A 24,255-nucleotide genomic window follows, 5' to 3' on the forward strand; every position below is an offset into this window, starting at 1 on the left:
CCGTTTTGGGCATAATGAAGAAGGTATGTAAAATTTTAATTGCGTATTTGTTAAGAATTTGTAAATTGAATTGTAGTTATGTAAATTTTGTGATATTTTCAAGTAGGAACAAAACGCAATTTATTTGAACGCAAACATCATTGCTTATAACTATGATTTACAAAATATTTACATAATGAAAAAGTGAATCTCCTTTTTTCTGAAAATTGTAAATGTGTTCCACATATCTTATGGAGTAAAAATTTATGAATGTGATTGGTAACAATCGCTCAAATGGAGGATTTTGAATGTTTAGTAAGAAAAAAGATAAGTTCATGGTTCAGTTAGAAGAAATGGTTTTCAATCTTGACCGTGCTGCAATCGAGTTTGGAAAAATGGATTTCAACACACACTTAGATTTAAAAGCATATTCTGACAATATCAAAACTTACGAATCTCATGGTGACGAATTAATGCATCAAGTGATTACTGATTTAAACCAGACTTTTATCACGCCAATTGAACGTGAAGATATTTTATCTTTATGTAACGCAATTGATGATGTATTAGATGCTATGGAAGAAACTTCAGGAATGTTTGAAATGTATTCAATTGAATATACAGATGAATTCATGGCTGAATTTGTTGATAATATTCAAAAAGCAGTAGCAGAAATGAAACTTGCTGTAGGTTTATTAGTAGATAAAAAATTATCTCACATGCGTATTCACTCAATTAATATTAAAGAGTTTGAAACGAACTGTGACGGTATCTTAAGACAATCTATAAAACATATCTTCAATAGTGAGACAGATCCAATCACATTAATTAAAATAAAAGATATTTATCAAAGCATGGAAGAAATTGCAGATAAATGCCAAACAGTCGCGAATAATTTTGAAACTATAATCATGAAAAATAGCTAAGGGAGTCCTCACTTATGGAATATATTTTAATCGTCACGATAGCTATAGTTATATTTTCATTAATATTTGACTTTATCAATGGTTTCCATGATACAGCCAATGCTGTAGCTACTGCCGTATCTACCAGAGCATTAACTCCAAGAACAGCCATTTTATTAGCGGCAGTCATGAACTTTATTGGTGCGTTAACATTTACTGGGGTTGCTGGTACAATCACTAAAGATATTGTTGACCCATTTAAATTACAACATGGGTTAGTCGTTGTTTTAGCAGCTATTATCGCAGCAATTGCATGGAACTTAATTACTTGGTTATATGGTATTCCAAGTTCATCATCACACGCATTAATCGGTTCAATTGCAGGTGCAGCGATTGCATCTGAAGGATCATTTGGAGTATTACATTATCAAGGATTTACTAAAATTATTATTGTATTAATTGTGTCTCCAGTTATTGCATTTTGTGTTGGTTTTATTATGTACTCAATTGTTAAAGTAGTATTTAAAAACGCTAACTTAACACGTACTAATCGTAACTTTAGATTTCTTCAAATATTTACAGCAGCGTTACAATCATTTTCACATGGTACAAATGACGCTCAGAAATCAATGGGTATTATTACGTTAGCTTTAATCGTTGCTAATATCCAAAATGGTTCTAATGTTGAACCAGCATTATGGGTTAAAATGGCATGTGCTACAGCAATGGGTCTTGGTACTGCAATAGGTGGTTGGAAAATCATCAAAACTGTTGGTGGTAACATTATGAAAATTAGACCAGCTAATGGTGCAGCAGCTGACTTATCATCTGCCTTAACTATTTTCGTAGCATCATCATTACATTTCCCACTTTCAACAACACACGTTGTTTCTTCATCAATCTTAGGTGTTGGTGCTTCAAACCGTGCAAAAGGTGTTAGATGGAGCACAGCGCAACGTATGATAATTACTTGGGTAATAACATTACCAATTTCAGCTATATTAGCTGCGATTGTATACTTTATTATGCATTTCTTCTTAAAATAATATATAACATAGCGATATTAATCAGAAGGTTGAGATAATCATTAAAATATTTCCAACCTTCTTTTTTGTATACTTGAAAACTACCTATTGAATTAAAATAGTTGAATAGATACTTATAATTTTTAAGAGGTTAGGACAAATGGTATTAGATTTAGAGAAGAAATGAATGATGATTAAGAACTAATATTTATACTATGGGGTAGTAGTTCTTATAAAATGATTTATTCAATGTGGATATTTGTGATGTTTCTTAAATATTGTCGAATTGAGAAGTATGCTCAACTTGCGTTGCTTGCAGCATTTCTCTTTAGAATACTCTATGTTAGGTCTCTTCTAAGGAAACTACTGCTTTTGGAAAACGTTAATTTGATTTCCAAAGCATTAGAACTTTATGTATCAACTTCATAATAATTGTATATCTATTAAGATAAGACAAAAAAACTACCAACAAAAATTAAACTTTGTTGGTAGTTTTATAAATATATATCAATATTTAAGTATTTAATTAATGAATAAATGAATAGCTTGATACTTCTGAAGCTGGAATTGTACGGTAATCTGTATTGTATGGTCCATTAGTATAATTCATTTCTGAAATTAAGATACTACCGTCACCATTAACACGTTCAACATACGCAACATGACCATAAACGCCAGGAACACTTTGCATAATAGCGCCTACTTCAGGTGAATGGTCTACTTGATAACCATCATTAGCTGCATTAGTAGCCCAGTTTTTAGCATCTGACCAGTATGTGCTGATAGGTTTACCGGCTTGAGAACGACGATCGAAGACGTACCAAGTACATTGTCCTTCAGTATATAAGTTTTGGTGATTGAAAGAAGGTGATTGTGTGCTTGTATTGCCTGTAGTAGCAGTAGCACCACCAGATCCAGCGCCAGCGCCACCTGCACCTGAACCACCATTAGGAATTTTTAACGTTTGGTTTGGTGTAATTAAATAACCATTTAAGTTATTCGCTGACATTAATTCATTTACTGATACGCCATATTTATTAGCAATAATGTTTAATGATTCGCCAGATTTTACTGTATGTGTTGAAGGTGAACCAGATTGTGAAGAAGTGTTTGAATTAGAGCTTTGAGAAGCACTTCCACCTACTGATATGACTTGTCCAGGGAATACCATATTATTATCTAAATTGTTATTTTGTTTTATGCTATCAACAGAAGTATTATATTTCTGAGCAATAGTCCATAATGATTCTCCTGACTGAACTTTATGTTGAGTAGAAGCTTCGGCATCTTGATGAGAAAGTGCTGCTGCTGCGCCTGAAGCGGCTGTTACTGCAAAGGCTAACTTTTTCAAAGTGACTCCTCCTTAAATTTGCTTTAATTATTAGCATAGAAATGAATGATTACTATGTATAATTGCTTTTTCGTTTTTTACTACGCTACCCATACTAACAAAAATATAGGGCTTTGTGTGGTTTGTTATTATCTTGTAATATTGTTAACAATTAGAAATTGAATTATTTTTAAACAATAAAGGCTGATACGACAGTTTTGAAGACGATTTTTAAATGAAAATTTTAATATAGAAGTTTGATAAATTGTAACAAAGTGTATAATTAGTATAGAATGTTGACTAATTCTATCGATTTAGTTATTGTAGCGTTTTAAAGATAATTTATAAATGTAAAATCAACGCATTAATGTAAACATTACATGAAGGAGCAAAACCATATGTCACAAACTACACAGCACACAAGTAAAACAAAAGATAAACAACGGTCACATGCATATGCAAAAGTATGGCTATTCTTTATGTATTATTGGATTATCTTCGGAATAGGATGTTATTTCGGACAATACTTACCAATGGAATGGAGAAGACCTTTATCTTTAGCCTTAATGGTCTTAGTGTTAATCACTTTAGTATTCCAACGTGCACGTAAGTATGGCATTGTCATTTCTCATATATATGCTGTTATATTAGGTCTTTTATCATATGCCATGTTCACAAGTTATTTACAAAACCTTGGTCCAGACGTATTTTATAAGAATATTATATTAGCAATTGGTGCATTTATTGCCTTTGGTATTGTTGGTTTCTTTCTAATTAATGATGCTTCTAGTATGGGACGTTATTTATTTGTCACATTATTAGCGCTTATTATTGCAAGTATTATCGGAATATTCATTCATAATCCAATTTTTCACACAGTTATTACAGTAGTAAGCTTATTATTATTTCTACTATATACACTTTATGATTTTAATAGAATGAAACGAGGACAATTTTCTCCAAGGGAAATGGGTTTCAATTTGTTTATTAACTTATTAAATATCATTAAAGATATATTAAGATTGGCAAATCGATTTCGATAAAAAAATACCATTTAAGACAAAGATGTTGACGTGATACTCATTGTTTTGATTCAAAATTATTCCTTTTTATTCTTTAATATGAGTTATAAGGAAATAAACGTCACATCTTTTTTTATTAAATATATTTATATTGCTTTATTACTTAATTATTTATAGATATATAAACAAGTATATTTTTTGTCTGCATGTTATAATTGCGTTAAATTGTTTAGATTAAGAATTTAGAATAATAATTAAGTTTAGAAGATGTATTGGTTTTACTAGAAAAGAGAGGGAGAGTTATGCCAAATTCTTACTTGCGTATACTTTCTAATGTCGAATATCCAACGACAAGGTGCCAGGATGGTATTATTTTATTTTGGCCAATAGAAGGTGATATGCATATTCAAAAATTTCGTAAACAAAAGACGATTAATAACGAGATCTATATTATTAACAATGCTGATGTATTTAGTTTAAATACTAATGGCAAAGTGATTATGCTTTATTTAACCAGTGATTGGTTCGCTGAACAAAATTTTTCATTTTTTGATTTTCAATATACAGCCAATTTGATTAAATCTTCTAATAAACTTAAAGACTTAGTTTTACAGTTAGTACTTAGAAATATTAATGAAGACTATCGAGAGGTACTTGACGAATTAACGACTAAAATAGTTCAGATTATAGGTACAGAAGCAAAAGTTGATAAGAGTATAGCAATCGATCAATATAATTATACGTATTATATTGATTTGAAAGAAGAATTAGAATATATAGATAACCATATTGAACAAAGACTGACATTAAAAGATATTTCTACTGAACTTTTCACATCAAAATCAAATATTTCTTCCCAGTTTCATCAATTAATAGGTATGGGCTTCAAAAGATATGTTGATACTCTGAAAATTAACAAATCAATTGAGTTATTACTAACAACTAATAAAACGATTAGTCATATTAGTGACATTTTAGGATTTAGTAGTATGTCAACATTTTCAAAAATGTTCAAAGGGTACTTAGGTGTGACACCTAACGATTATCGAAAACTTTCAAAATATGATAAGAATATTATGTTTAAGATAAATATAGATACTGATGAAGATTCAGAATCTTTAAAACCTTATATTGAAAAATTAGTAGAACAACATAAGATCGAAAAATATGAAGATATACAATTAGATGAAGGAAAGATAAAGAAAGCTAAATCGTTTCAAAGCGTGATTCAAATTCAAACGATAGAAGAATTAAAATATACCTTCCTTTATAACAAGTTAGATAAATTTGAATTTTCAAGAACAGAAGTTATTTTTTATATCGTTCCTACACTTTCAGAAATCTGTAATGAAATGACGTATGAAGATAAACGAAATATTGTAGAAATTATTATCAAAAAAGGGTTGAGAGTCGCTTTTAATATTGATAGTTATAAAGTTATCGATAGTATAGGTGTTTGTTTTAGCGATGCGCTACTCAAACTTAAGAATAGTAAGCAGGACATACCTTATCCATACGAAGTTATTTCAGTCTTTAATTTGGATGATAAAGAAATTCGTGAAATCTATAAAGATATTATTAAGTTTCAGGATTTAAATATTAATCATGTCATCGGTTTAGATATATCATGTTTAATAGATGATCCAGTGATGCTTAAAGCAATAGAATCTCAAATTAAAAGACTAAAATTTGAATATCTATTTATTGATAATGCGAAACTAACTACCTCTTACTTAACAGAGGGAAATGAAAGATTATTATTAAAAAATGAAATTCAAATAAAAAATCTAAAGGCAATAATAAATGAAGTTGATTTTGTGAAAGAGAAGATGTTTTTATTAAATGTAGAAAATCATCAGTTAATTAATGATAAGCATAATGATTTAAGTAATAGTGCTCCTTTAATCATTGAAACAATATCGTCCTTAACAGAATCTTTTACAGGTTTAGGTTTCAATCTATTTCATAATCCCAATCATTTTAATGCATTGCATTTATTTGATGCAAAAGGTTTTAAGACGACATTTGGATTAATATTTAATGAAATATCTATTTTGTTTAATCGAGATTTTGTGGATGCTAGCTACTATAAGAAAGTAGAGTTAGAAGATCGATATGTATTGTATTTATACGATTGGAGAGTCATCGAAAATGAATCTGCTGACGAAGAGTACGGAGATAGCAATGTATATATCAGTTTCAATGAAATGCCAACATATAAAAACCATTTAATTTTCATAGGAAAGATAAATAGTTATAGCGGCAATCTTAATCATTTAATTTCAAAAGATTTAAGAAATAAGTATGAATGGACGAGTCAATTTTTAGATACAGTTGATTACTACTTTAAACCTAAAATTGAAATTATTGAACATGATTTTACCCAATGTTCACTAGAAATTAACTTAGGCTATAATTCATTTTATATGATTACAATTTTCAAGGAAGAATATAAAGTGAAAAAGACATTGCACAACTCAATTTAAATTTATCGGTAATTTTGACAACAGATTAAAAACAAATAGGAAAGACAGATTTTTAGATATTTAGGATAATGTTGTTATATGTTGTCTGTTTATATTTGGGGGTGCAAGTCTTTTGAATAAAGAAAAGTTAGAAAAGTTATTTGAATTTTATAAACAATATAAAGCATTGTCTGAATATATAGATCAAAAATATAAATTGACTCTTAATGATTTAGCAGTACTAGACTTGGCAGAAAAAAATTGTCAAAAAGATCAAATGTTAATGCAAACATTTTTAAAAATTGCTATTTCAGAATTAGAATTGAGTAGAACTAAATTATTAGTATCAATTCGTAAACTGATTGAAAAAGGTAAGTTAAATAAAGTCAGATCGACAGAAGATGAAAGAAAAATATATTTATATATGAACCAAGACAACATGAAAGAATTTAATGCTTTATTCGATGATGTTGAAGAATATTTAAATATTTAGAATTCTACATATAAGTTAGTTCCTAATTGATAGGAGCTAATTTTTTTATGCTTTATTTTACTTTGTACTTTATGAAGGGGGAGGTTTATTCTTAATGATATATTGATACAATGTAAGAGGTATATTAACGACTAAAAATCATGTATAATATAGAATGTTAATTATAGAGAATGAAAGCGAGATGACCATAATGGGACGTAAGTGGAATAATATTAAAGAAAAAAAGGCTCAAAAAGATAAAAATACAAGTAGAATATATGCCAAATTCGGTAAAGAAATATATGTGGCAGCTAAATCAGGTGAACCCAATCCTGAATCTAACCAAGCCTTACGTTTAGTATTAGAACGTGCTAAAACATATTCAGTACCTAATCACATCATTGATAAAGCAATAGATAAAGCTAAAGGTGCTGGAGAAGAAAACTATGATCAGTTAAGATATGAAGGTTTTGGTCCTAGTGGTTCAATGATTATTGTTGATGCGCTTACAAATAATGTGAATAGAACTGCTTCAGACGTACGAGCTGCCTTTGGTAAAAATGGCGGTAATATGGGTGTATCTGGATCAGTAGCATATATGTTTGACCATACTGCTACTTTCGGTATTGAAGGTAAATCAGCAGACGAAGTATTAGAAGAATTAATGGAACAAGATGTTGATGTTAGAGATGTCATTGATGATGATGGTTTAACAATTGTTTATGCGGAACCAGATCAATTTGCTCAAGTTCAAGATGCATTACGTCAATCTGGTGTTGAAGATTTCAAAGTTGCTGAGTTTGAAATGTTACCTCAAACAGATATTGAATTATCACCAGAAGACCAAGAAACTTTTGAAAAACTTGTAGATGCATTGGAAGACTTGGAAGATGTTCAAAATGTATTCCATAATGTGGATTTAAAATAATGAAAAACGCACAGTATTGGATTGATTCGTTGAATTTAACCCCTCATCCAGAAGGTGGTTATTTCAAAGAAAGTATACGTCAACCATCAACAGAGACAAATAGAGCTGCATTTAGCAGTATATACTTTTTGTTAACACCCAATGATATTTCACATTTCCATCGTATAGATGCAGATGAGGTTTGGTATTATCATGATGGTCAATCATTAACGATTCATATGATTACACCTGATGGTAAATATGAATCTGTGCAGTTAGGACCTAATATAGAAGATGGTGAGGTAATGCAATATACAGTTCCAAAAAGAACAATATTCGCATCTTCACTTGAACATGATGAAGGATTTTGTTTAGTAGGCTGTATGTGTCAGCCGGCATTTGAATATGAACAATTTGAGTTGTTTGAAAGAAATGAATTAAATCAAATGTATCCTGAACATCAAACTGTAATAGATAAATATGCATTAAAACATAAATAATTAAATAATTGCATTCAGTATACCTATGTGAAATAGATTAGTTCACATAGGTATCTTTTTTTATACTTTTAATTAACAAAATATTGTAAACATAAATAATGTAAAATTGATATTTATGTGTAATCATTATATATATTAGGATTCATATTAAATTAAATCATAGTAATTTAGTCGTTTTAAAGTAAATTTTCTCGATATGTAGTAGAATATAGTTAAATGAATTTACGAAAATATGACCTAATTTAGCATATGATGACATAATAGAACCATTTTTATATAATGAAAACAAGGAGTTGGTGACTGTGAAAGTAAAATATATAGACAAACGTCACTGGCGTCGCCTGATCGAGAGAGAATATACAGAGGTTAAAGTTAATAATAATAGATTTAAAGGTATTATAGGCTTGGTCACGATGAAGAAAGTACGTGAACCTTTAGAGGTGACGGTAGTTGGTCAAAATATAATAGTCGCAGATGATAATTATAAATGGTTACAAATATTACCGGAAAAAAAGAGATATAGTTTAACCGTTATGTTTGATGATAAGGGGAATCCATTAGAATACTATTTTGATATCAATATTAAAAATATTACTCAAAAAGGAAATGCACGTACACTAGATTTATGCTTAGATGTATTAGTATTACCAGATGGTTCATACGAGTTAGTTGATGAAGATGATTTATTGTTTGCATTACAAAATGGGCAAATTAGTCAAAAACAATATCATGAAGCATATATTATTGCACATCAATTAATGATTGAAATAGTTGAAAACTTTGATGATGTTCAAAGTAAAGTTATGAAATGTTATCACAAAATAAATCAAAAATATAAGAAAAATAAACACAATCATCCATTTAAAAATAAAAAGCCACAGCGAGTTAAACAACACGATAAAAAATAAGAATGATTTTCTCAAACAAAATAAATATAACAAACATCATTGATTATAGGATTTTACGGAAACGGTATATTTTAGGGGGACACTATGAAAATTGATGATTATCGTTTATTAATAACATTAGACGAAACAAAAACATTACGTAAAGCAGCAGAAATATTATATATTTCACAGCCAGCTGTCACACAACGGTTAAAAGCAATTGAAAGTTCATTTGGTGTAGACGTTTTTATTAGAACGAAAAAGCAACTCATAACAACAACTGAAGGTGCAATGATTATTGAACATGCACGCGATATGTTAAAGAGAGAGCGTTTATTCTTTGATAAAATGCAGGCGCATATTGGGGAAGTTAACGGAACGATCTCTATTGGTTGTTCTTCTTTAATAGGTCAAACACTATTACCAGAAGTATTAAGCTTATATAATACCCAATTTCCTAATGTTGAAATTCAGGTACAAGTTGGGTCTACTGAACAAATTAAGGCAAATCATAGAGACTATCACGTCATGATTACTAGAGGAAACAAAGTCATGAATTTATCCAACACACACTTATTTAATGACGATCATTATTTTATCTATCCTAAAGATAGACGTGAAGAGGTTGGAAAGTTGCCTTTTATAGAATTTCAAGCTGACCCAATTTATATAAATCAAATTAAACAATGGTATAACGATAATTTAGAACAAGACTATCATGCGACCATTACCGTTGACCAAGTTGCCACTTGTAAAGAAATGCTAATTAGTGGTGTGGGTGTAACTATATTACCTGAAATAATGATGAAAAATATTGATAAAAATATGTTTGGATTTGAAAAAGTGACGATTGATAATGATCCACTTATTCGTTCGACTTATATGAGTTATGATCAAAGCATGTTACAGTTACCACAAGTAGATTCATTTGTTAATTTAATGTTGAACTTTATACGTTAAATAAGATGAGTTGATTCATATAATGAATAGAGGTTAGTCATATGTTTAAAGAATTACTATATATAAAGAATTATAAGTTGTTTGTTTTGAACATGTTGTTATTAGGTATGGGTATCGCTGTAACAGTACCCTACCTTGTTTTGTTTGCGACAAAGGATTTAGGTATGACCACCAAACAGTATGGTGTGTTACTAGCATTAGCAGCTATAAGCCAATTTACAGTTAATTCGATTATTGCAAGATTTTCAGATACTCATAACATAAATAGAAAATATCTTATAATTACAGCATTAATGATGGGAGCAATTAGCTTTTCCATTTATTTCTTTGTAAAAGATATCTTATTATTTATAATCCTTTATGCTTTATTCCAAGGTTTATTCGCTCCGGCAATGCCACAACTTTATGCATCTGCGAGAGAATCTATTAACGTTTCAAGTTCGCGTAAAAAGGCTAAATTTGCTAATACAGTATTACGTTCAATGTTCTCACTAGGCTTCTTATTTGGTCCATTTATTGGCGCGCAACTAATTGAATTGAATGGTTACTCAGGTTTATTTGGCGGAACAGTTTCTATTATTTTATTTACATTAATTTTACAAGTGTTCTTCTATAAAAATTTAAACATCAAACAACCTATTACTCAACAACAACACGTTGAGAAGGTAGCGCCTAATATGTTCAAAGATAAGACACTATTGATCCCGTTTTTAGCTTTTATTTTATTACATATTGGACAATGGATGTATACAATGAACATGCCTTTATTCGTAACTGATTATCTTCACGAAAAGGAAGGCTACGTTGGTTATTTAGCAAGTTTATGTGCAGGTTTAGAAGTACCTTTTATGGTCGTTTTAGGCGTATTATCTACAAAACTCCCAACACGTACGTTACTTATTTATGGTGGTATATTCGGCGGGGCTTTCTATTTTAGTATTAGTTTATTTAAAAATTTCTATATGATGTTGATTGGTCAATTATTTTTAGCCTTTTTCTTAGCTATATTATTAGGAATTGGCATAAGCTACTTCCAAGATATTTTACCGGATTTCCCAGGTTATGCTTCAACATTATTTGCCAACGCAATGGTTATTGGGCAGTTATGTGGTAACTTATTAGGTGGTATGATGAGTGGATGGGTTGGCTTGGAAAATGTTTTCTATGTGTCAGCAGGATCATTGTTCTTAGGGATTATATTAATCTTTTTAACGAAAGATCAAAAAATTACTATATCAGATATGGAGTAGTTAATAATGACGGTATTATTATGGAGTTTAATTACAATTGCATTTATTTTAGCTTTTGTCGGTTTAGTTAAACCGGTCATTCCTTCAGTTTTAGTCTTATGGGTAGGTTTTCTTATTTATCAATTTGGATTTCACAACGGAAGGTTATCTTGGGTGTTCTATATCGCAATGGTTATTTTTACCATTTTGATATTCTTAGCTGATTTTCTAATGAATAAATACTTTGTTGGAAAATATGGTGGATCTAAATTTGGTGAATATGGGGCTATTATTGGCGTGATCATTGGATGCTTTGTAGTTCCGCCAATTGGTATTATCATTGTACCGTTTGTATTAGTACTTATTATCGAGTTAATACAAGGGTATGATTTGAAAAAAGCGATTAAAGTAAGTTTTGGATCGATTATTGCGTTTTTAGCCAGTACAATTGCTCAAGCTATTGTGATGTTTATTATGGTGATATGGTTTATTTTAGATGTTTTTATATTAAATTAGTGAGAATAAATAAGAAGGCAATTTCTATAATTATTAGTAGAAATTGCCTTCTTATTTATTTCAAAGATGTTAAATTCAATTAGAAAATGTGGCCATCAATTCGTGAACATTACATAATCGTATTTGAATTTTTATTAAAATAGTGATGATCAATATAAAATGAAATAGGTGTGATAATGGCGGAAATAATAATAAATGACCAATTACTAACATTGATATAAGGACCAAATGCTAAAAAGGATTGAGGTATAAAAAATACATAAAACAATGCGACAATTAATAGCGCAATTACGGCATAAGTTAATAACCATACCCAATTTGAATTATTAAAGCATTGTAACTGAATCGTTTTAAATATCATCCATATAAATAAGAAAATGATAAATAAGCCAACTATCACTGTAATAGGAAATGTATATAGATAAAGATAGTTACTATCTCCACCAATAAAGAAACCTATAAACCCTTTTAAGAAACAGAAAATACCAATTAGTAATACGAAATGTTGATAAATATATTTAAAGATATTCTTTACTGTTTCATTTGGAAGTTCTTTTAATTGCTTTTTGGCATGCATTTTAGGATTATGGTTAAAGAATTCCATAGCTAACATACCTTTACCTTCTGCACTGATTAAGTGTTTTAATATGCGATTCAACATCACTTCTGAATCATGTGGGTTTACACTTAAATCAGAACGAATATATATCATGTAGTTTTCAAAAATTTCTCTATCCGTATTATTTAAACGTAAAGACTTCACATTATTCTCTTTAGCTAATTGAGCTGTAGACTTCATGAGTGCATAAGCGCTCCTTTAAAAATAATTTTAAGTAAGACTTACCAATACATTAAATTGATAATTTTATTATGCTTAATCATACCATAGAAATACAATGATTATAATATGAAATACAGGAGTAAATGATGAGACAGTTGAATTTGAGTAATCAAAAGTTAATTAACGAGGTAGCAACGATACACGAAAAATTATTAGAATCTCAAGAAGCAAATTATAAAGCAACAAGTACATCGATTGCATTAAGAATTGAAATGATTAATGCTAGATTACGGCATTGCCAAGATATGATATTAATCATTGAAGATAATCAAGAACTACAAGCATTAATATGGGGGCATTTTGAAAAACAAACTAAGGTTGTGACAATTGAATTATTGTTTGTATATCCTAAATATCGGCGTCAAGGTTTTGCACGACAATTAAAGTTAGCACTAGAAGATTGGGCCATGAAAGAAGGAGCCCAAACAATACAAAGTACAATAAATACGAAAAATCAAGCTATGTTAAACTTGAATCACCAAATAGGCTATGAAGATACACATATTAAAATGAAGAAAGATTTAAAGTAGAAAAATGATTAAATTATTATTTCATGATAAAATGAATTATATTTATAACTGTTTTTAAAGGAGTTTAACATGAAAAAGTGGATTGTATTATTTTTATCTGCAACGCTAATGTTATCCGCATGTGGCAAAAGTCAGGAGAAAGCGACATTAGAAAAGAGTGTAGATAAATTAGAAAAAGAAAACAAATCATTAAAATCACAAAAGAAAAAGTTAAATAAACAAAAAGACGATTTAAAAGATAAACAAGATAAATTACAAAAAGAAGTTGATAACTCTGCTTCAAGTCAATCAACTAGTTCTGATAATAGTGATGATAAGGATACTAATAAAAGCGAGAAGAATAAAACATCTTCTAATTAAGAACAACATTAAAGAAGTAACAAATTTTAAATCAGGACAGAACCAGCAATAAATCTAATCAAAAGCATCATCTTCAACAGAATAGAATATGATATGATTAAAATATCAACTTAATATCGTCTTGAACGTAAAGTTTGATATACGAAAAAAATGGGTATCGTAATGGATAAATATATATAATAAAAATAAACTATAAAGATTAATATGATTATTGTCATCATTTTCAAAAATGTGAAGAGGAGAGAAGAGCCATGCATGAACAGGATTTTAGTATTTTAGAGGGAAAAGCGCTAACGCTACCAGAATTAGGTAGAGAATTAGAAAATATTACAGGTAGACATGTTGTTGATTCTACAGGTGAAATTAAACGTGTAATTGCGCACTTGCCTAATTTTGAATCAGATACAGATACATTTGTTGCAACATATCACTTAGATCATCAGAATGATTTTATTGATGCTACATTTACAGCACCAAAAAATCAACGTGATCATTTAAAAGAAATTCCAGTTAATATTGAACTTATCAGTTATATAACTAAAAGCTAAATCAAAATTTTAATAAACGAATTATAGCGCGATGTGAATCTTACTGTTTCATAGCGCGTTAATTTTATTATAAAATGTATATAATGATGTATTTACGTAGTAATGGAGTGTAAAAAATGGTTGTTTATATTGAAACTGAGCGCTTGAAATTACGAGATTGGGAAGAAAAAGACTTATTACCTTTTCAAAAAATGAATGCTAACCCACAAGTCAGAAGATACTTCCCAAGTTTATTGAGTTATCGTCGTTCTGAATTAGATATGAAAAAAATGGACCAAATTATTAAAGATTATGGTATTGGTCTATTCTCAGTAGAGCTGAAAGAAACGAATGAATGGCTTGGCTTTATAGGATTAAATTATATTCCTAAAGATAGTGAGTATCCATTTAAAGAATTACCACTTTATGAAATAGGGTGGCGTTTGATTCCTGAAGTTTGGGGAAATGGTATTGCCACTGAAGGTGCAGAAGCGGTACTTAAATTTGCTAAAGAAAAAGACATTTCTAAAGTCTATAGTTTTACTGCTGAAACAAACCTACCTTCAAGAAAAGTCATGGAAAAAATAGGAATGTCATTTTATGATCATTTTGAATTCCCTAACTTGAGTAAGTATCATCCTTTGAAAAGACATGTGAGATATGTGATTGATTTAGATAAATAATTGAAATAACCCCACTCGAAATTATTTTTTGAATAAATTCTAGTGGGGTATTTTGGTTTTAACAGAAATTATTTAATCATAAGTACGAACGCCTAAAGGTTTATAATTGAGTAAACCTTCAAGTAACGCTTCTTTAGTATCGAAGAGTGGAGCGAGTTGACGATATTTTTCATCAATAAATCCTTCTTTAATCATATGATCGATTAACCCTTGTAATGGTTCAAAGAAACCATTGATATTGTATACGCCAATTGGTTTTTGATGAATACCAATTTGAGCCCAACTATACATTTCAAAGAATTCTTCTAGTGAGCCGGCACCACCCGGAGCCATAACAAAAGCATCAGCAAGCTCAGTCATTTTATTTTTTCTTTCATGCATTGAATCCACTAAAATAAGTTCACTTACTTTTTGGCTAGTAATTTCTTTTTCATCAAGCATTTTTGGCATTACACCAATCGCTTTACCACCATGGTCTAAAACGCCATCTTGAATAGCGCCCATAATACCCACAGATCCAGCTCCGAAAACTAATTCGTAACCTTTTTCAGCCATATATTTACCTAGTTCATATGCTTCTTTAACGTATGTGTCATCTTTTCCTTTGCTTGCGCCACAATAAACTGCAATTTTCTTCATTATGTACCTCCATTAAAGTTGATGTAAAAGCTTATTAAATTGTTGTTCAAAGTGTTGTTTATCCTGTTTCGTAAATGGGGGAGGTCCTTTATGTCTGCCTCCTTGCTTACGAATTTGAGCATTAATATAACGTTGGTCTAGCAATTGTTGAATATTATTATTATTAAATATAAATCCTTTATGGTGCATGACATACTTTACTTTGTTGAGTAATAGACTAGCTAGACCATAATCTTGTGTAATAACGATATCTTCTGAAGATGATAATTGGACAATTTTATAGTCTACCGATTCAGGACCATCATCCACATAGACAGTATTTACATGTTTAGGTTCAATTTGATTTGAGAAGTGACTAAAACTACGTATAATTGTAACAAAAATGCCTGTCCCTTGTGTTAAATCAATCACTGAATTAACAACTGGACAAGCATCTCCGTCAATAATAATGCGTGTCATGAAAGATTAAGCCTCATTATTATTTTCTTTATTTTGTTTAACTACACTTTTAGCTGTGTAATCTTTATATTTTTTAAATTCTTTTTTTCTAGATTTGTCGGCTTCTTCACGTAGTTTATCTTCTTCTTTATGGCGTTTTTCGATTTGTTTTTGAAGCTTTTTCTCCATCTTTTTAGCTTCTTTACGATTTTCTTTTTCTAACTTTTCGCCTTTTTTCTCAGTTTTTTCATCAAGCTTACCTGGTGTTAATCCTACTTTTTCTTCGTATTTTTGAGTTTTCTTCATATCTTTAATACGTTGTTTTTCGTTTTCTTCACGTTGTTTATCTTCTTCTTTGTGACGTTTTTCAATATTTTTTTGAAGCTTTTTATCCATTTTGTCTGCTTCTTTGCGATTTTGCTTCGCTAACTTTTCGCCTTTTTTCTCAATATAAGCTGGGTCATTTTCTTTAGCGATTTTTTTCAATTCACGTTTATTATCAAATTCTTGTTTCTTGTCACCAACGTATGTCTTAACGTCAGAAGTCTTGTTAGAAATAGCAGATGTTGTTTTAGATGCTGCTCTAGATGTAGCATCAGTCGCTTTTTTAACATCAGGATGATCTTTTATTTTTTTACGTTCTACGACTAACGGAACGATGATGATAGGTAAAACATTAATTGCTGTTTTTATGAGTTTCTTTTTGTCCATACTCGTTGCCTCCATTAATTTTTACTATTTTTATCCATACCCTATGATACATGAAAATAAACTACTGTTGGTAACAATAATGTACGAAATTTGGTTTGAAAGATAATTTTGTTGAAGGGCGTGATTTAAAATTAACATTGTATTATTTATTAATGTTAAGTAAGAAAAAAACCGTTGAGAAAAGTAACTTGTTCTCAACGGTAATTAGTCTTAAAAATGTTTAATTAGATACCTTTACCTATACCAAAACCGAAATAAAGGATAGCTATGACAACTACTAATATAATTCGATAAATTGCAAAAGGTACTAATTTGATTTTATTAATAAGATGTAAGAATGTTTTAATTGCTATTAAACCTACAATAAATGCAGCTAAGAAACCTAATAAATAAAATGGAATATGCGCTAAATGAATATATTCATAATGTTTCAATAAAGATAATCCGCTTGCTGCAAGCATGATTGGTACTGACATGATAAATGTGAAGTCAGATGCCGCTTTATGGTTCATTTTCATTAAGACACCAGTTGAAATCGTTGAACCAGAACGACTGAACCCTGGCCACATAGCAATGGCTTGAGAAATACCAATAACGAATGCTTGGAAATAATTAATTTGATCTACAGTTTGTGGATGAGTTACTTTTTCAGAATACTTATCAGCGATAATCATGTAGATTGCGCCTAGGAAAAGACCAATCATAACTGTTGGTACACTAAATAAATATTTTTCAATGACATCATCAAATAAGAAACCTAAAATACCAGCTGGAATCATACCTACTAAAACATGCATCAAATTCAATCTTTTTGGTTTTGAACGACGTCCAGTAGTCGCTTGTTGCTCAGGTTGATGTTTCCCAATATGTAATATTTCAAAGAAACGTTCTCTGAACACCCATGCTGCCGCAAATACAGAACCTAATTGAATAACAACTTTAAAAGTGAAAGCTGATTGCTCACCTAAAAATTTAGTGGACTTTAACCACATATCATCAACAAGAATCATATGTCCTGTAGAGGAAACAGGAGCAAATTCAGTTAGACCTTCTACGATACCTAAAATAAGCCCCTTGATTAATTCAAGTAATAACATAATGTACCTACTTTCATATATTAAATGTTTTTTTGACTATTTCAAATTCACCATATAATAATAGCATACTCATTTCAAAGCACGCTACAAATAGTAATAACACTAGACCAAAGTATGAGAAAGATTTGTCGTCATATAATTGTCAAAAGCACTATCGTTGTACATTAATCTTTCAATCTTTAATATAGAGATTATAATAAAAATCAGGTGAATATCTAGTGAAAAAATTAATGCAATTAGTATTTAAGTATAAAATTTATCCTGCATTAATGCTAATAGTATGTATATTGTTAGCATTATTTGTAGTTTTACAGAATATAGCAATAGCAGACTTTTTAAATATAATGTTATTTAAAGTAAAACAATCGCCAATGATTATACTCAGTTTTATTTTTGTAGTATTGATGATACGTGCAACTTTGAATTTTTGTAATCAATTATTAGGTAACCGTTTATCTATTAAAGTTAAACATGACTTGCGTCAACGAGTGATTCACCACCAATCAACACAATCAGTTGGTGAGGAAATGACACTTTTAACAGAGACAATAAATGGTATTGCACCATTTTATCAAAGTTACTTGCCGCAAGTATTTAAGTCAATGATGATTCCTTTAGCTATTATGATTGCGATGTGCTTTGTTCATTTAAACACAGCATTGATAATGATCATAACTGCACCGTTCATTCCATTATTTTATATTATATTTGGGTTGAAAACTCGTGATGAATCTAAGGATCAAATGACTTATTTAAATCAATTTGGACAACGATTTCTCAATATGACACAAGGGTTAATCACTTTGAAATTATTTAACCGAACAAAACAAACGGAAAATAAAATCTATGAAGATAGTACACATTTTAGAGATTTAACAATGAAAATTTTGAGAAGTGCATTTTTATCAAGTTTAATGTTAGAGTTTATCAGCTTATTAGGAATTGGACTTGTAGCATTAGAAGCAGCACTGAGTCTCGTTGTTTTTCATACGATTGATTTTAAAACAGCAGCAATCGCTATTATTTTAGCTCCAGAATTTTATAATGCCATTAAGGATTTAGGACAAGCGTTTCATACGGGCAAACAAAGTGAAGGTGCAAGTGATATTGTATTTGAATATTTAGAAAGTACATCAGAAAATGGTGTACTTATAAATTATTATCATACAAACCAATCCCCACTTATAAGCTTAAGCAATATCATGTTTAAATATAGTAATAAAAAGGGGAATGACTTCTCAATTAAACATGTCACTCTCGATATTAATGAACATGAACACATCGCATTAGTTGGACCAAGTGGGGCAGGTAAAACGACTTTTGCTAAATTAATAAGTCAATCTCTTAAACCTACAGAAGGTCATGTCTCATATAAATATGATCAAATGCAAATAGGTATTTTAAGTCAACGCCCATACATTTTTACTGCCTCAATTAAAGAAAATATTTCAATGTTTAATGACATTAGTGATGACATTATTTTAGAAGCATTAGAGCAAGTGCAATTAAAAGAAAAAGTACAATCTTTAAAAAATGGAATCCATACGCTAATTGGTGATGGTGGAGAAATGCTATCTGGTGGGCAGATGAGAAGAATTGAATTGTGTCGTTTACTTGTAATGGAACCAGACTTAGTCATACTTGATGAACCAGCAACTGGTTTAGATATAGAAACGGAACAAGTGATTCAAAGCGTGATGCATCATCAATTTAAAGCAACGACGCAACTTATAATTGCTCATAGAGACTCCACAATTAGACAAGCAACACGACGTTTATATATACATGATGGTGAGATTATTAAAGATGATAAAAATATTTCAGTTAATGTTAAAGAAAATGGTGATGAATCATGAAGTCACGAATTCAATTTAAAATTGATAAAGATTTAGTAATAGCAATAGCTATAGGTGTCGTGGGGAGTTTAGTTGCTTTAGCGATGTTCTTTCTAAGTGGATATATGGTTACTGAAAGTGCGTTAGGAGCTCCATTATATGCTTTAATGGTGTTAGTTGTTTCGGTTAAACTATTTGGTTTTTTAAGAGCGATATCTCGATATTATGAAAGATTATATTCTCATCGTACGACCTTTACTATGTTAAGAAATGTAAGAACACAATTCTTTAAAGGACTGGTTAGAGTAGTACCAGATGTTTATCGAAAATATAATTCTAGCGATTTAATTTCACGTATGGTAAGTAGAGTAGAAGCATTACAAAACATATACTTAAGAGTTTATTATCCGCCTATTGTCATAGGAATAACTGCATTGATAACGATAGCAGTGTATTTATTCATCTCCCCAGCACATGCAATATTAATTGCAGCGAGTATGATATTGACATTATGGCTTGTTCCATTTTTAAGTGCTAAAAGGGCACGTAAATTGAAGACAGTAGTATCACACCAACAAAGACAATTTTTAACAAGATTTTTTGATTATCGTGAAGGATTTCAAGAATTACAACGCTTTAATAAGGACGAAGATTATAAGAATGATGTATTACAACATTTACAACAATATGATGCATTGCAAAGTAAAGAACAGGGATTTTTAACTGTTTATGATTATTTACTAAATATCATTGCTATGGTATCAATTTTTGCTACATTAGTTTTGGGCGCTATTCAAGTCCATACACACTCTTTAGATGTTGTATATTTAACCAGTATTGTATTAATGATATTAACTTTGTTTGAACAAGCTGTACCAATGAGTAATGTAGCTTTTTATAAAGCAGATACAGATCAATCGTTATCAGAAATTAATGAAGTTATTCAAAACGATGATATATCCAAAGAACATCTATATACAGATTCAGACAAAACTAATGAACATGATTTATATGAAGTAAAAGATGTAACATTTAAATATGACAATCAAGAACTATCAGTATTGAATCATGTTTCATTTCATATTAAAGAAGGTGAACGTGTCGCTATTATCGGTCCATCTGGTAGCGGTAAGAGTACGCTATTACATGTTTTGTTAGGATTATATCAAGTAAGCAGCGGACAGGTAACGTTAAATCAAACAGATGTATTTCAAATTAAAGAGGAAGAAAAATATCATCAAATCAATGCATTACTACAATCACAACAATTATTCGACGGAACCATCAAAGATAATTTACTGACAGATTGTGATGAAGATGATATGTGGCATACGTTAAAAGCGTTAAATTTGAGTCATTTAGCTTTAAATCAAGAAATAACAATGGATGGAAATACTTTATCAGGCGGAGAAATTCAACGATTAAGCATGGCACGTTTATTATTAAAAAATCAAGCTAATATATGGATTTTAGATGAGCCAACTACTGGTCTAGATACTCATCGTACGGATCAATTGATGACATTAATTGATAAACAAGCTAAAACATTAATTGTTGCTACGCATGATTTACGTTTATTACCATATTTTGATAAAATTTTAATTATGATAGATGGTGAAATCAAAGAAGCAGGTAGTTATCATTCACTTATCCAAAATAAAGGATATTTATATAAAATAACTCAATTGAACCAATGAGTAAAAATGTGATTGATAGTTTCTAGAAAAATAAAAATGCTCTAAAGCACTGAGATGTACTTTAGAGCATTTTTATACTTTGAAAGTGTTTGATTCTAACCTTTAACTTTAAATTACCATGACAAAAGCTTAATTAATTATCTTTAGCTTCATTAAATGCATCAATGACTTTACCTAAAAGACGGTTAAGTTCATCCACTTCTTCAAGTGATAATGATGAAGCAGTTGCAACTTTTTCAGAAGCATTGCTAAGTTCGGGTCTAATTTTTTCGCTTTTATCAGTCAAGTGAATAAATACTTCACGTTGATCGACTTCGGAACGTTCACGTTTGATTAAATCAACTTGTTCCATTCGTTTTAATAGTGGGGATACTGTACCAGTATCAAGTGCTAGTTCAGTCACAACCTTTTTAACATTTACGGGAGATTCATCCCATAAAATTGTTAATACAAGGAATTGTGGGTAAGTTAAATTGTACTTTTTAAAGACTTTGTTTGAATAGTAGCGATTTACTTGTCTTTGTGCATTGTACAAACTAAAGCATAGTTGCTCTTTTAAATTATGTTGATCAGACATTAAAGTTCTCCTCCAGACATTCTATCCGTTTTTCTCTCTATTCGGATTGGAATCCGTCTATGTTGTGCGGAATATAATTCACAACACACTGTGATTCAATGTCATGCTAAAATTAAAGTATGTTTAAAGTTTAGAAGATATCTATCGTTAAATCAAGCAAAAAGATAATTAAATATTTATGTTATCATTTTTAAAAATACTTGTAATAGAAAAGGAATTTTACAATGAAAAATAATAAATCTAGAAAAATATCAATTTCTATCATAAGCGGTTTTTTAGGTAGTGGTAAAACTACGTTACTGACACATTATATTAGTGAATTATTAAAAATTGATGAGAAAATTAAAGTGATTATGAATGAATTTGGCTCATTTGATGTAGATAGTCAAAATTTAGATTCAAATATAGAAGTACGATCAATCATTAATGGTTGTGTGTGTTGTGACTTAAAAACTGATTTAATTAACCAAATTCAATCTTTAATTCAAAAAGATGATTGTAATCATATTATTATAGAAGCAACAGGAGTCGCTAATCCTATCGAAATCTTTGCTGCATGTCAAGATCCAACCATAGTTGATAATATAGACATGCCACAAATTATAAGTGTAGTGGATGTTGAAAGATTTTTAAATAGGAATGATTACACTAGTTCCACACAAACGTTAATGGAAGAGCAACTTGAAATGAGTGATTTATTAGTCATTAACAAAATGGATTGCGTTGATTCTGAAGAAATAAATAAAATAGAGAACGAAATAAATAAAATTAATCCGAGTGCACCGCATATTTTGACTACTTATGGAAAGTTTGACATCAGTCAACTTCGAAACCAAACAGATAAAACAACAAAACTTCATCAACATCACCATCATCACGGTATTATTAGTATGAAATATACGTTTACTAGTCCTATTGACCGACAATTATTTTACCAATTTATTATGCAATTACCGAAAAATGTATTGAGATTAAAAGGTTATTTAAAATTTAGAGACAATCCTAATGAAACAATTGAGTTTCAATATTCATATGGTTTGCCAGACTTTGGGGCTATAGCTAAAGAAATGCCATTAACGATAGTGATTATAGGGGAACATATAGATGTAAATCGACTCAGAAATAAATTGGATATGTTACAATTTACTTAATTTAAATTTCAACTGTTCCTAACTGAAGTGAATACATTATAAAAAATAAGGGTCGTGATTATAATGGAAAGAACACAAATTAACCAATATGTTCATTTTTCAAAAATTGTGCAAGGATTTTGGCGGGCTAATGAATGGCAACTATCAGATCAAGCATTAAATCGTTTTATTAATCAACTTGTAGAACGTGGTATTACAACTATGGATCATGCAGATATTTATGGCGATTATCAAAATGAAACGCTTTTTGGTAAAGCATTAAAATTATCACCACAATTGCGTGAACAAATACAAATTGTTTCAAAATGCGGTATTGTTTTACCATCTGAAACTCAAACATTTACAGATGGACACCGATATGATCATAGCCACCAACACATTATTAAGTCAGTAAATCATTCATTAGAACGATTAAATGTAGATTATTTAGATAGTTTATTGATTCATAGACCGTCACCATTAATGAATCCCGATGAAATTACAGATGCTCTAAAAGAATTGGTTAATGAAGGTAAAATTAAATCATTTGGAGTATCTAACTTTAATGAAACGCAATATGATTTATTAAAACAAAGTCTTAATCATGATAAGTTGCACATTAGTATCAATCAACTTGAATTGTCACCATATCAAACAGATATACTACATAATGGTGTAATGGATAAAATGTATCAAAATCAAGTTAAAGTGATGGCTTGGAGTCCTTTTGCGGGAGGTAAGCTGTTTGATACTTCTGACGATAAAAGTAGACGCCTCATGTCAGTCATTGAACCTTTAGCAAATAAATATCAAGTGAACGTTTCTGCTATTATGATAGCTTGGTTAATTAGACATCCTAATGAGGTGATGCCAATATTAGGAACACGATCTATTGAAAAAATTGATGCAGCTACTGCTGGATTAAATGTTGAATTAACTGATCAAGAGTGGTTTGATATATACACTGCGGCATTAGGTCGAGATATTTTATAA

At 30.0% G+C, this 24,255-nt stretch carries 26 protein-coding genes; 19 read left to right on the top strand and 7 right to left on the bottom strand.

Annotated features, from left to right (window positions below):
* Positions 1 to 287 precede the first annotated feature (287 nt).
* Together GVY01_RS01045 and GVY01_RS01050 are read left to right on the top strand one after the other, a co-directional pair.
* Positions 288 to 905: a DUF47 domain-containing protein gene (locus GVY01_RS01045; RefSeq protein WP_017637226.1), complete on the top strand. Its 618-nt coding sequence runs from the start codon at positions 288 to 290 to the stop codon at positions 903 to 905.
* A gap of 14 nt (positions 906 to 919) precedes the next feature.
* Entirely contained in the window at positions 920 to 1,930 is a 1,011-nt protein-coding gene (locus GVY01_RS01050) for an inorganic phosphate transporter (protein ID WP_017637227.1), read from the top strand.
* Positions 1,931 to 2,435: 505 nt separating this feature from the next.
* Here GVY01_RS01050 and GVY01_RS01055 read toward each other — a convergent pair.
* Positions 2,436 to 3,260, bottom strand: coding sequence for a LysM peptidoglycan-binding domain-containing protein (locus tag GVY01_RS01055; protein WP_159333607.1), 825 nt, complete (start codon positions 3,258 to 3,260; stop codon positions 2,436 to 2,438).
* A 377-nt stretch (positions 3,261 to 3,637) separates the two neighbouring features.
* On the opposite strand from GVY01_RS01055, the gene GVY01_RS01060 reads away from it, so the two are divergent.
* The 9 genes from GVY01_RS01060 to GVY01_RS01100 all read left to right on the top strand — a co-directional run bounded on the left by GVY01_RS01060 (position 3,638) and on the right by GVY01_RS01100 (position 12,197).
* Positions 3,638 to 4,282, top strand: coding sequence for a Bax inhibitor-1/YccA family protein (locus tag GVY01_RS01060; RefSeq protein ID WP_017637229.1), 645 nt, complete (start codon positions 3,638 to 3,640; stop codon positions 4,280 to 4,282).
* 281 nt (positions 4,283 to 4,563) lie between these two features.
* Positions 4,564 to 6,747 carry a helix-turn-helix domain-containing protein gene (locus tag GVY01_RS01065; protein ID WP_159333608.1) on the top strand — a complete coding sequence of 728 codons (2,184 nt, stop codon included), beginning with the start codon at positions 4,564 to 4,566 and terminating at the stop codon, positions 6,745 to 6,747.
* A 112-nt stretch (positions 6,748 to 6,859) separates the two neighbouring features.
* Positions 6,860 to 7,219 carry a transcriptional regulator, SarA/Rot family gene (locus GVY01_RS01070; protein WP_046466428.1) on the top strand — a complete coding sequence of 120 codons (360 nt, stop codon included), beginning with the start codon at positions 6,860 to 6,862 and terminating at the stop codon, positions 7,217 to 7,219.
* Positions 7,220 to 7,409: 190 nt separating this feature from the next.
* Positions 7,410 to 8,126, top strand: a complete 717-nt coding sequence (locus tag GVY01_RS01075) for a YebC/PmpR family DNA-binding transcriptional regulator (protein ID WP_026083539.1) — start codon at positions 7,410 to 7,412, stop codon at positions 8,124 to 8,126.
* A complete protein-coding gene (locus GVY01_RS01080; protein WP_017638416.1) occupies positions 8,126 to 8,605 on the top strand; it encodes a cupin domain-containing protein in 480 nt (159 codons plus the stop codon). The genes GVY01_RS01075 and GVY01_RS01080 overlap by 1 nt, the downstream gene beginning before the upstream one ends.
* 302 nt (positions 8,606 to 8,907) lie before the next feature.
* Positions 8,908 to 9,513, top strand: a complete 606-nt coding sequence (locus tag GVY01_RS01085; RefSeq protein ID WP_017638415.1) for a DUF402 domain-containing protein — start codon at positions 8,908 to 8,910, stop codon at positions 9,511 to 9,513.
* An 84-nt stretch (positions 9,514 to 9,597) separates the two neighbouring features.
* Complete coding sequence (locus tag GVY01_RS01090) at positions 9,598 to 10,452, top strand: LysR family transcriptional regulator (RefSeq protein WP_017638414.1); 855 nt, start codon at positions 9,598 to 9,600, stop codon at positions 10,450 to 10,452.
* A 41-nt stretch (positions 10,453 to 10,493) separates the two neighbouring features.
* On the top strand, positions 10,494 to 11,702 hold the full coding sequence (locus tag GVY01_RS01095) for a sugar efflux transporter (protein WP_159333609.1): 1,209 nt from the start codon (positions 10,494 to 10,496) through the stop codon (positions 11,700 to 11,702).
* A gap of 6 nt (positions 11,703 to 11,708) precedes the next feature.
* Positions 11,709 to 12,197 carry a DUF456 domain-containing protein gene (locus tag GVY01_RS01100; RefSeq protein ID WP_159333610.1) on the top strand — a complete coding sequence of 163 codons (489 nt, stop codon included), beginning with the start codon at positions 11,709 to 11,711 and terminating at the stop codon, positions 12,195 to 12,197.
* Between the two features lie 109 nt (positions 12,198 to 12,306).
* Here GVY01_RS01100 and GVY01_RS01105 read toward each other — a convergent pair whose 3' ends face one another.
* A complete protein-coding gene (locus GVY01_RS01105) occupies positions 12,307 to 12,996 on the bottom strand; it encodes a DUF1129 family protein (protein ID WP_017638411.1) in 690 nt (229 codons plus the stop codon).
* Between the two features lie 143 nt (positions 12,997 to 13,139).
* Here GVY01_RS01105 and GVY01_RS01110 point away from each other — a divergent pair, with 143 nt between their 5' ends.
* The 4 genes from GVY01_RS01110 (at position 13,140) to GVY01_RS01125 (ending at position 15,138) form a co-directional block, all read left to right on the top strand.
* Positions 13,140 to 13,568 (top strand): GNAT family N-acetyltransferase, encoded by a 429-nt coding sequence (locus GVY01_RS01110; RefSeq protein WP_236549862.1) that lies wholly within the window; start codon positions 13,140 to 13,142, stop codon positions 13,566 to 13,568.
* 69 nt (positions 13,569 to 13,637) lie between these two features.
* Positions 13,638 to 13,928, top strand: coding sequence for an SA0632 family lipoprotein (locus GVY01_RS01115; RefSeq protein WP_017638409.1), 291 nt, complete (start codon positions 13,638 to 13,640; stop codon positions 13,926 to 13,928).
* Between the two features lie 251 nt (positions 13,929 to 14,179).
* Positions 14,180 to 14,476 carry a hypothetical protein gene (locus GVY01_RS01120; protein ID WP_017638408.1) on the top strand — a complete coding sequence of 99 codons (297 nt, stop codon included), beginning with the start codon at positions 14,180 to 14,182 and terminating at the stop codon, positions 14,474 to 14,476.
* 116 nt (positions 14,477 to 14,592) lie between these two features.
* Positions 14,593 to 15,138 (top strand): GNAT family N-acetyltransferase, encoded by a 546-nt coding sequence (locus GVY01_RS01125; protein WP_017638407.1) that lies wholly within the window; start codon positions 14,593 to 14,595, stop codon positions 15,136 to 15,138.
* Between the two features lie 72 nt (positions 15,139 to 15,210).
* On the opposite strand, the gene GVY01_RS01130 is transcribed toward GVY01_RS01125, so the two are convergent.
* The 4 genes from GVY01_RS01130 to GVY01_RS01145 form a co-directional block, all read right to left on the bottom strand.
* Positions 15,211 to 15,777: a TIGR00730 family Rossman fold protein gene (locus GVY01_RS01130; protein WP_017638406.1), complete on the bottom strand. Its 567-nt coding sequence runs from the start codon at positions 15,775 to 15,777 to the stop codon at positions 15,211 to 15,213.
* Positions 15,778 to 15,789: 12 nt separating this feature from the next.
* Complete coding sequence (locus tag GVY01_RS01135; RefSeq protein WP_017638405.1) at positions 15,790 to 16,236, bottom strand: YaiI/YqxD family protein; 447 nt, start codon at positions 16,234 to 16,236, stop codon at positions 15,790 to 15,792.
* 6 nt (positions 16,237 to 16,242) lie between these two features.
* Positions 16,243 to 16,926, bottom strand: a complete 684-nt coding sequence (locus GVY01_RS01140; RefSeq protein ID WP_017638404.1) for a hypothetical protein — start codon at positions 16,924 to 16,926, stop codon at positions 16,243 to 16,245.
* Positions 16,927 to 17,150: 224 nt separating this feature from the next.
* A complete protein-coding gene (locus GVY01_RS01145; protein WP_017638403.1) occupies positions 17,151 to 18,023 on the bottom strand; it encodes an undecaprenyl-diphosphate phosphatase in 873 nt (290 codons plus the stop codon).
* Positions 18,024 to 18,241: 218 nt separating this feature from the next.
* Here GVY01_RS01145 and GVY01_RS01150 point away from each other — a divergent pair, with 218 nt between their 5' ends.
* Positions 18,242 to 19,879, top strand: coding sequence for an ABC transporter ATP-binding protein/permease (locus GVY01_RS01150; protein ID WP_017638402.1), 1,638 nt, complete (start codon positions 18,242 to 18,244; stop codon positions 19,877 to 19,879).
* The gene (gene cydC, locus GVY01_RS01155; protein ID WP_017638401.1) at positions 19,876 to 21,555 is read left to right on the top strand and encodes a thiol reductant ABC exporter subunit CydC; all 1,680 of its coding nucleotides are present in this window, start codon (positions 19,876 to 19,878) and stop codon (positions 21,553 to 21,555) included. The genes GVY01_RS01150 and cydC overlap by 4 nt, the downstream gene beginning before the upstream one ends.
* Positions 21,556 to 21,688: 133 nt before the next feature.
* Here cydC and GVY01_RS01160 read toward each other — a convergent pair whose 3' ends face one another.
* The gene (locus tag GVY01_RS01160; protein WP_017638400.1) at positions 21,689 to 22,132 is read right to left on the bottom strand and encodes a MarR family winged helix-turn-helix transcriptional regulator; all 444 of its coding nucleotides are present in this window, start codon (positions 22,130 to 22,132) and stop codon (positions 21,689 to 21,691) included.
* A gap of 224 nt (positions 22,133 to 22,356) precedes the next feature.
* Here GVY01_RS01160 and GVY01_RS01165 point away from each other — a divergent pair, with 224 nt between their 5' ends.
* Positions 22,357 to 23,283 carry a CobW family GTP-binding protein gene (locus GVY01_RS01165; RefSeq protein ID WP_017638399.1) on the top strand — a complete coding sequence of 309 codons (927 nt, stop codon included), beginning with the start codon at positions 22,357 to 22,359 and terminating at the stop codon, positions 23,281 to 23,283.
* Between the two features lie 63 nt (positions 23,284 to 23,346).
* Positions 23,347 to 24,255 carry an aldo/keto reductase gene (locus tag GVY01_RS01170; protein ID WP_017638398.1) on the top strand — a complete coding sequence of 303 codons (909 nt, stop codon included), beginning with the start codon at positions 23,347 to 23,349 and terminating at the stop codon, positions 24,253 to 24,255.

This window comes from Staphylococcus sp. 8AQ, assembly GCF_902506595.1.
Lineage (GTDB): Bacteria > Bacillota > Bacilli > Staphylococcales > Staphylococcaceae > Staphylococcus > Staphylococcus pasteuri.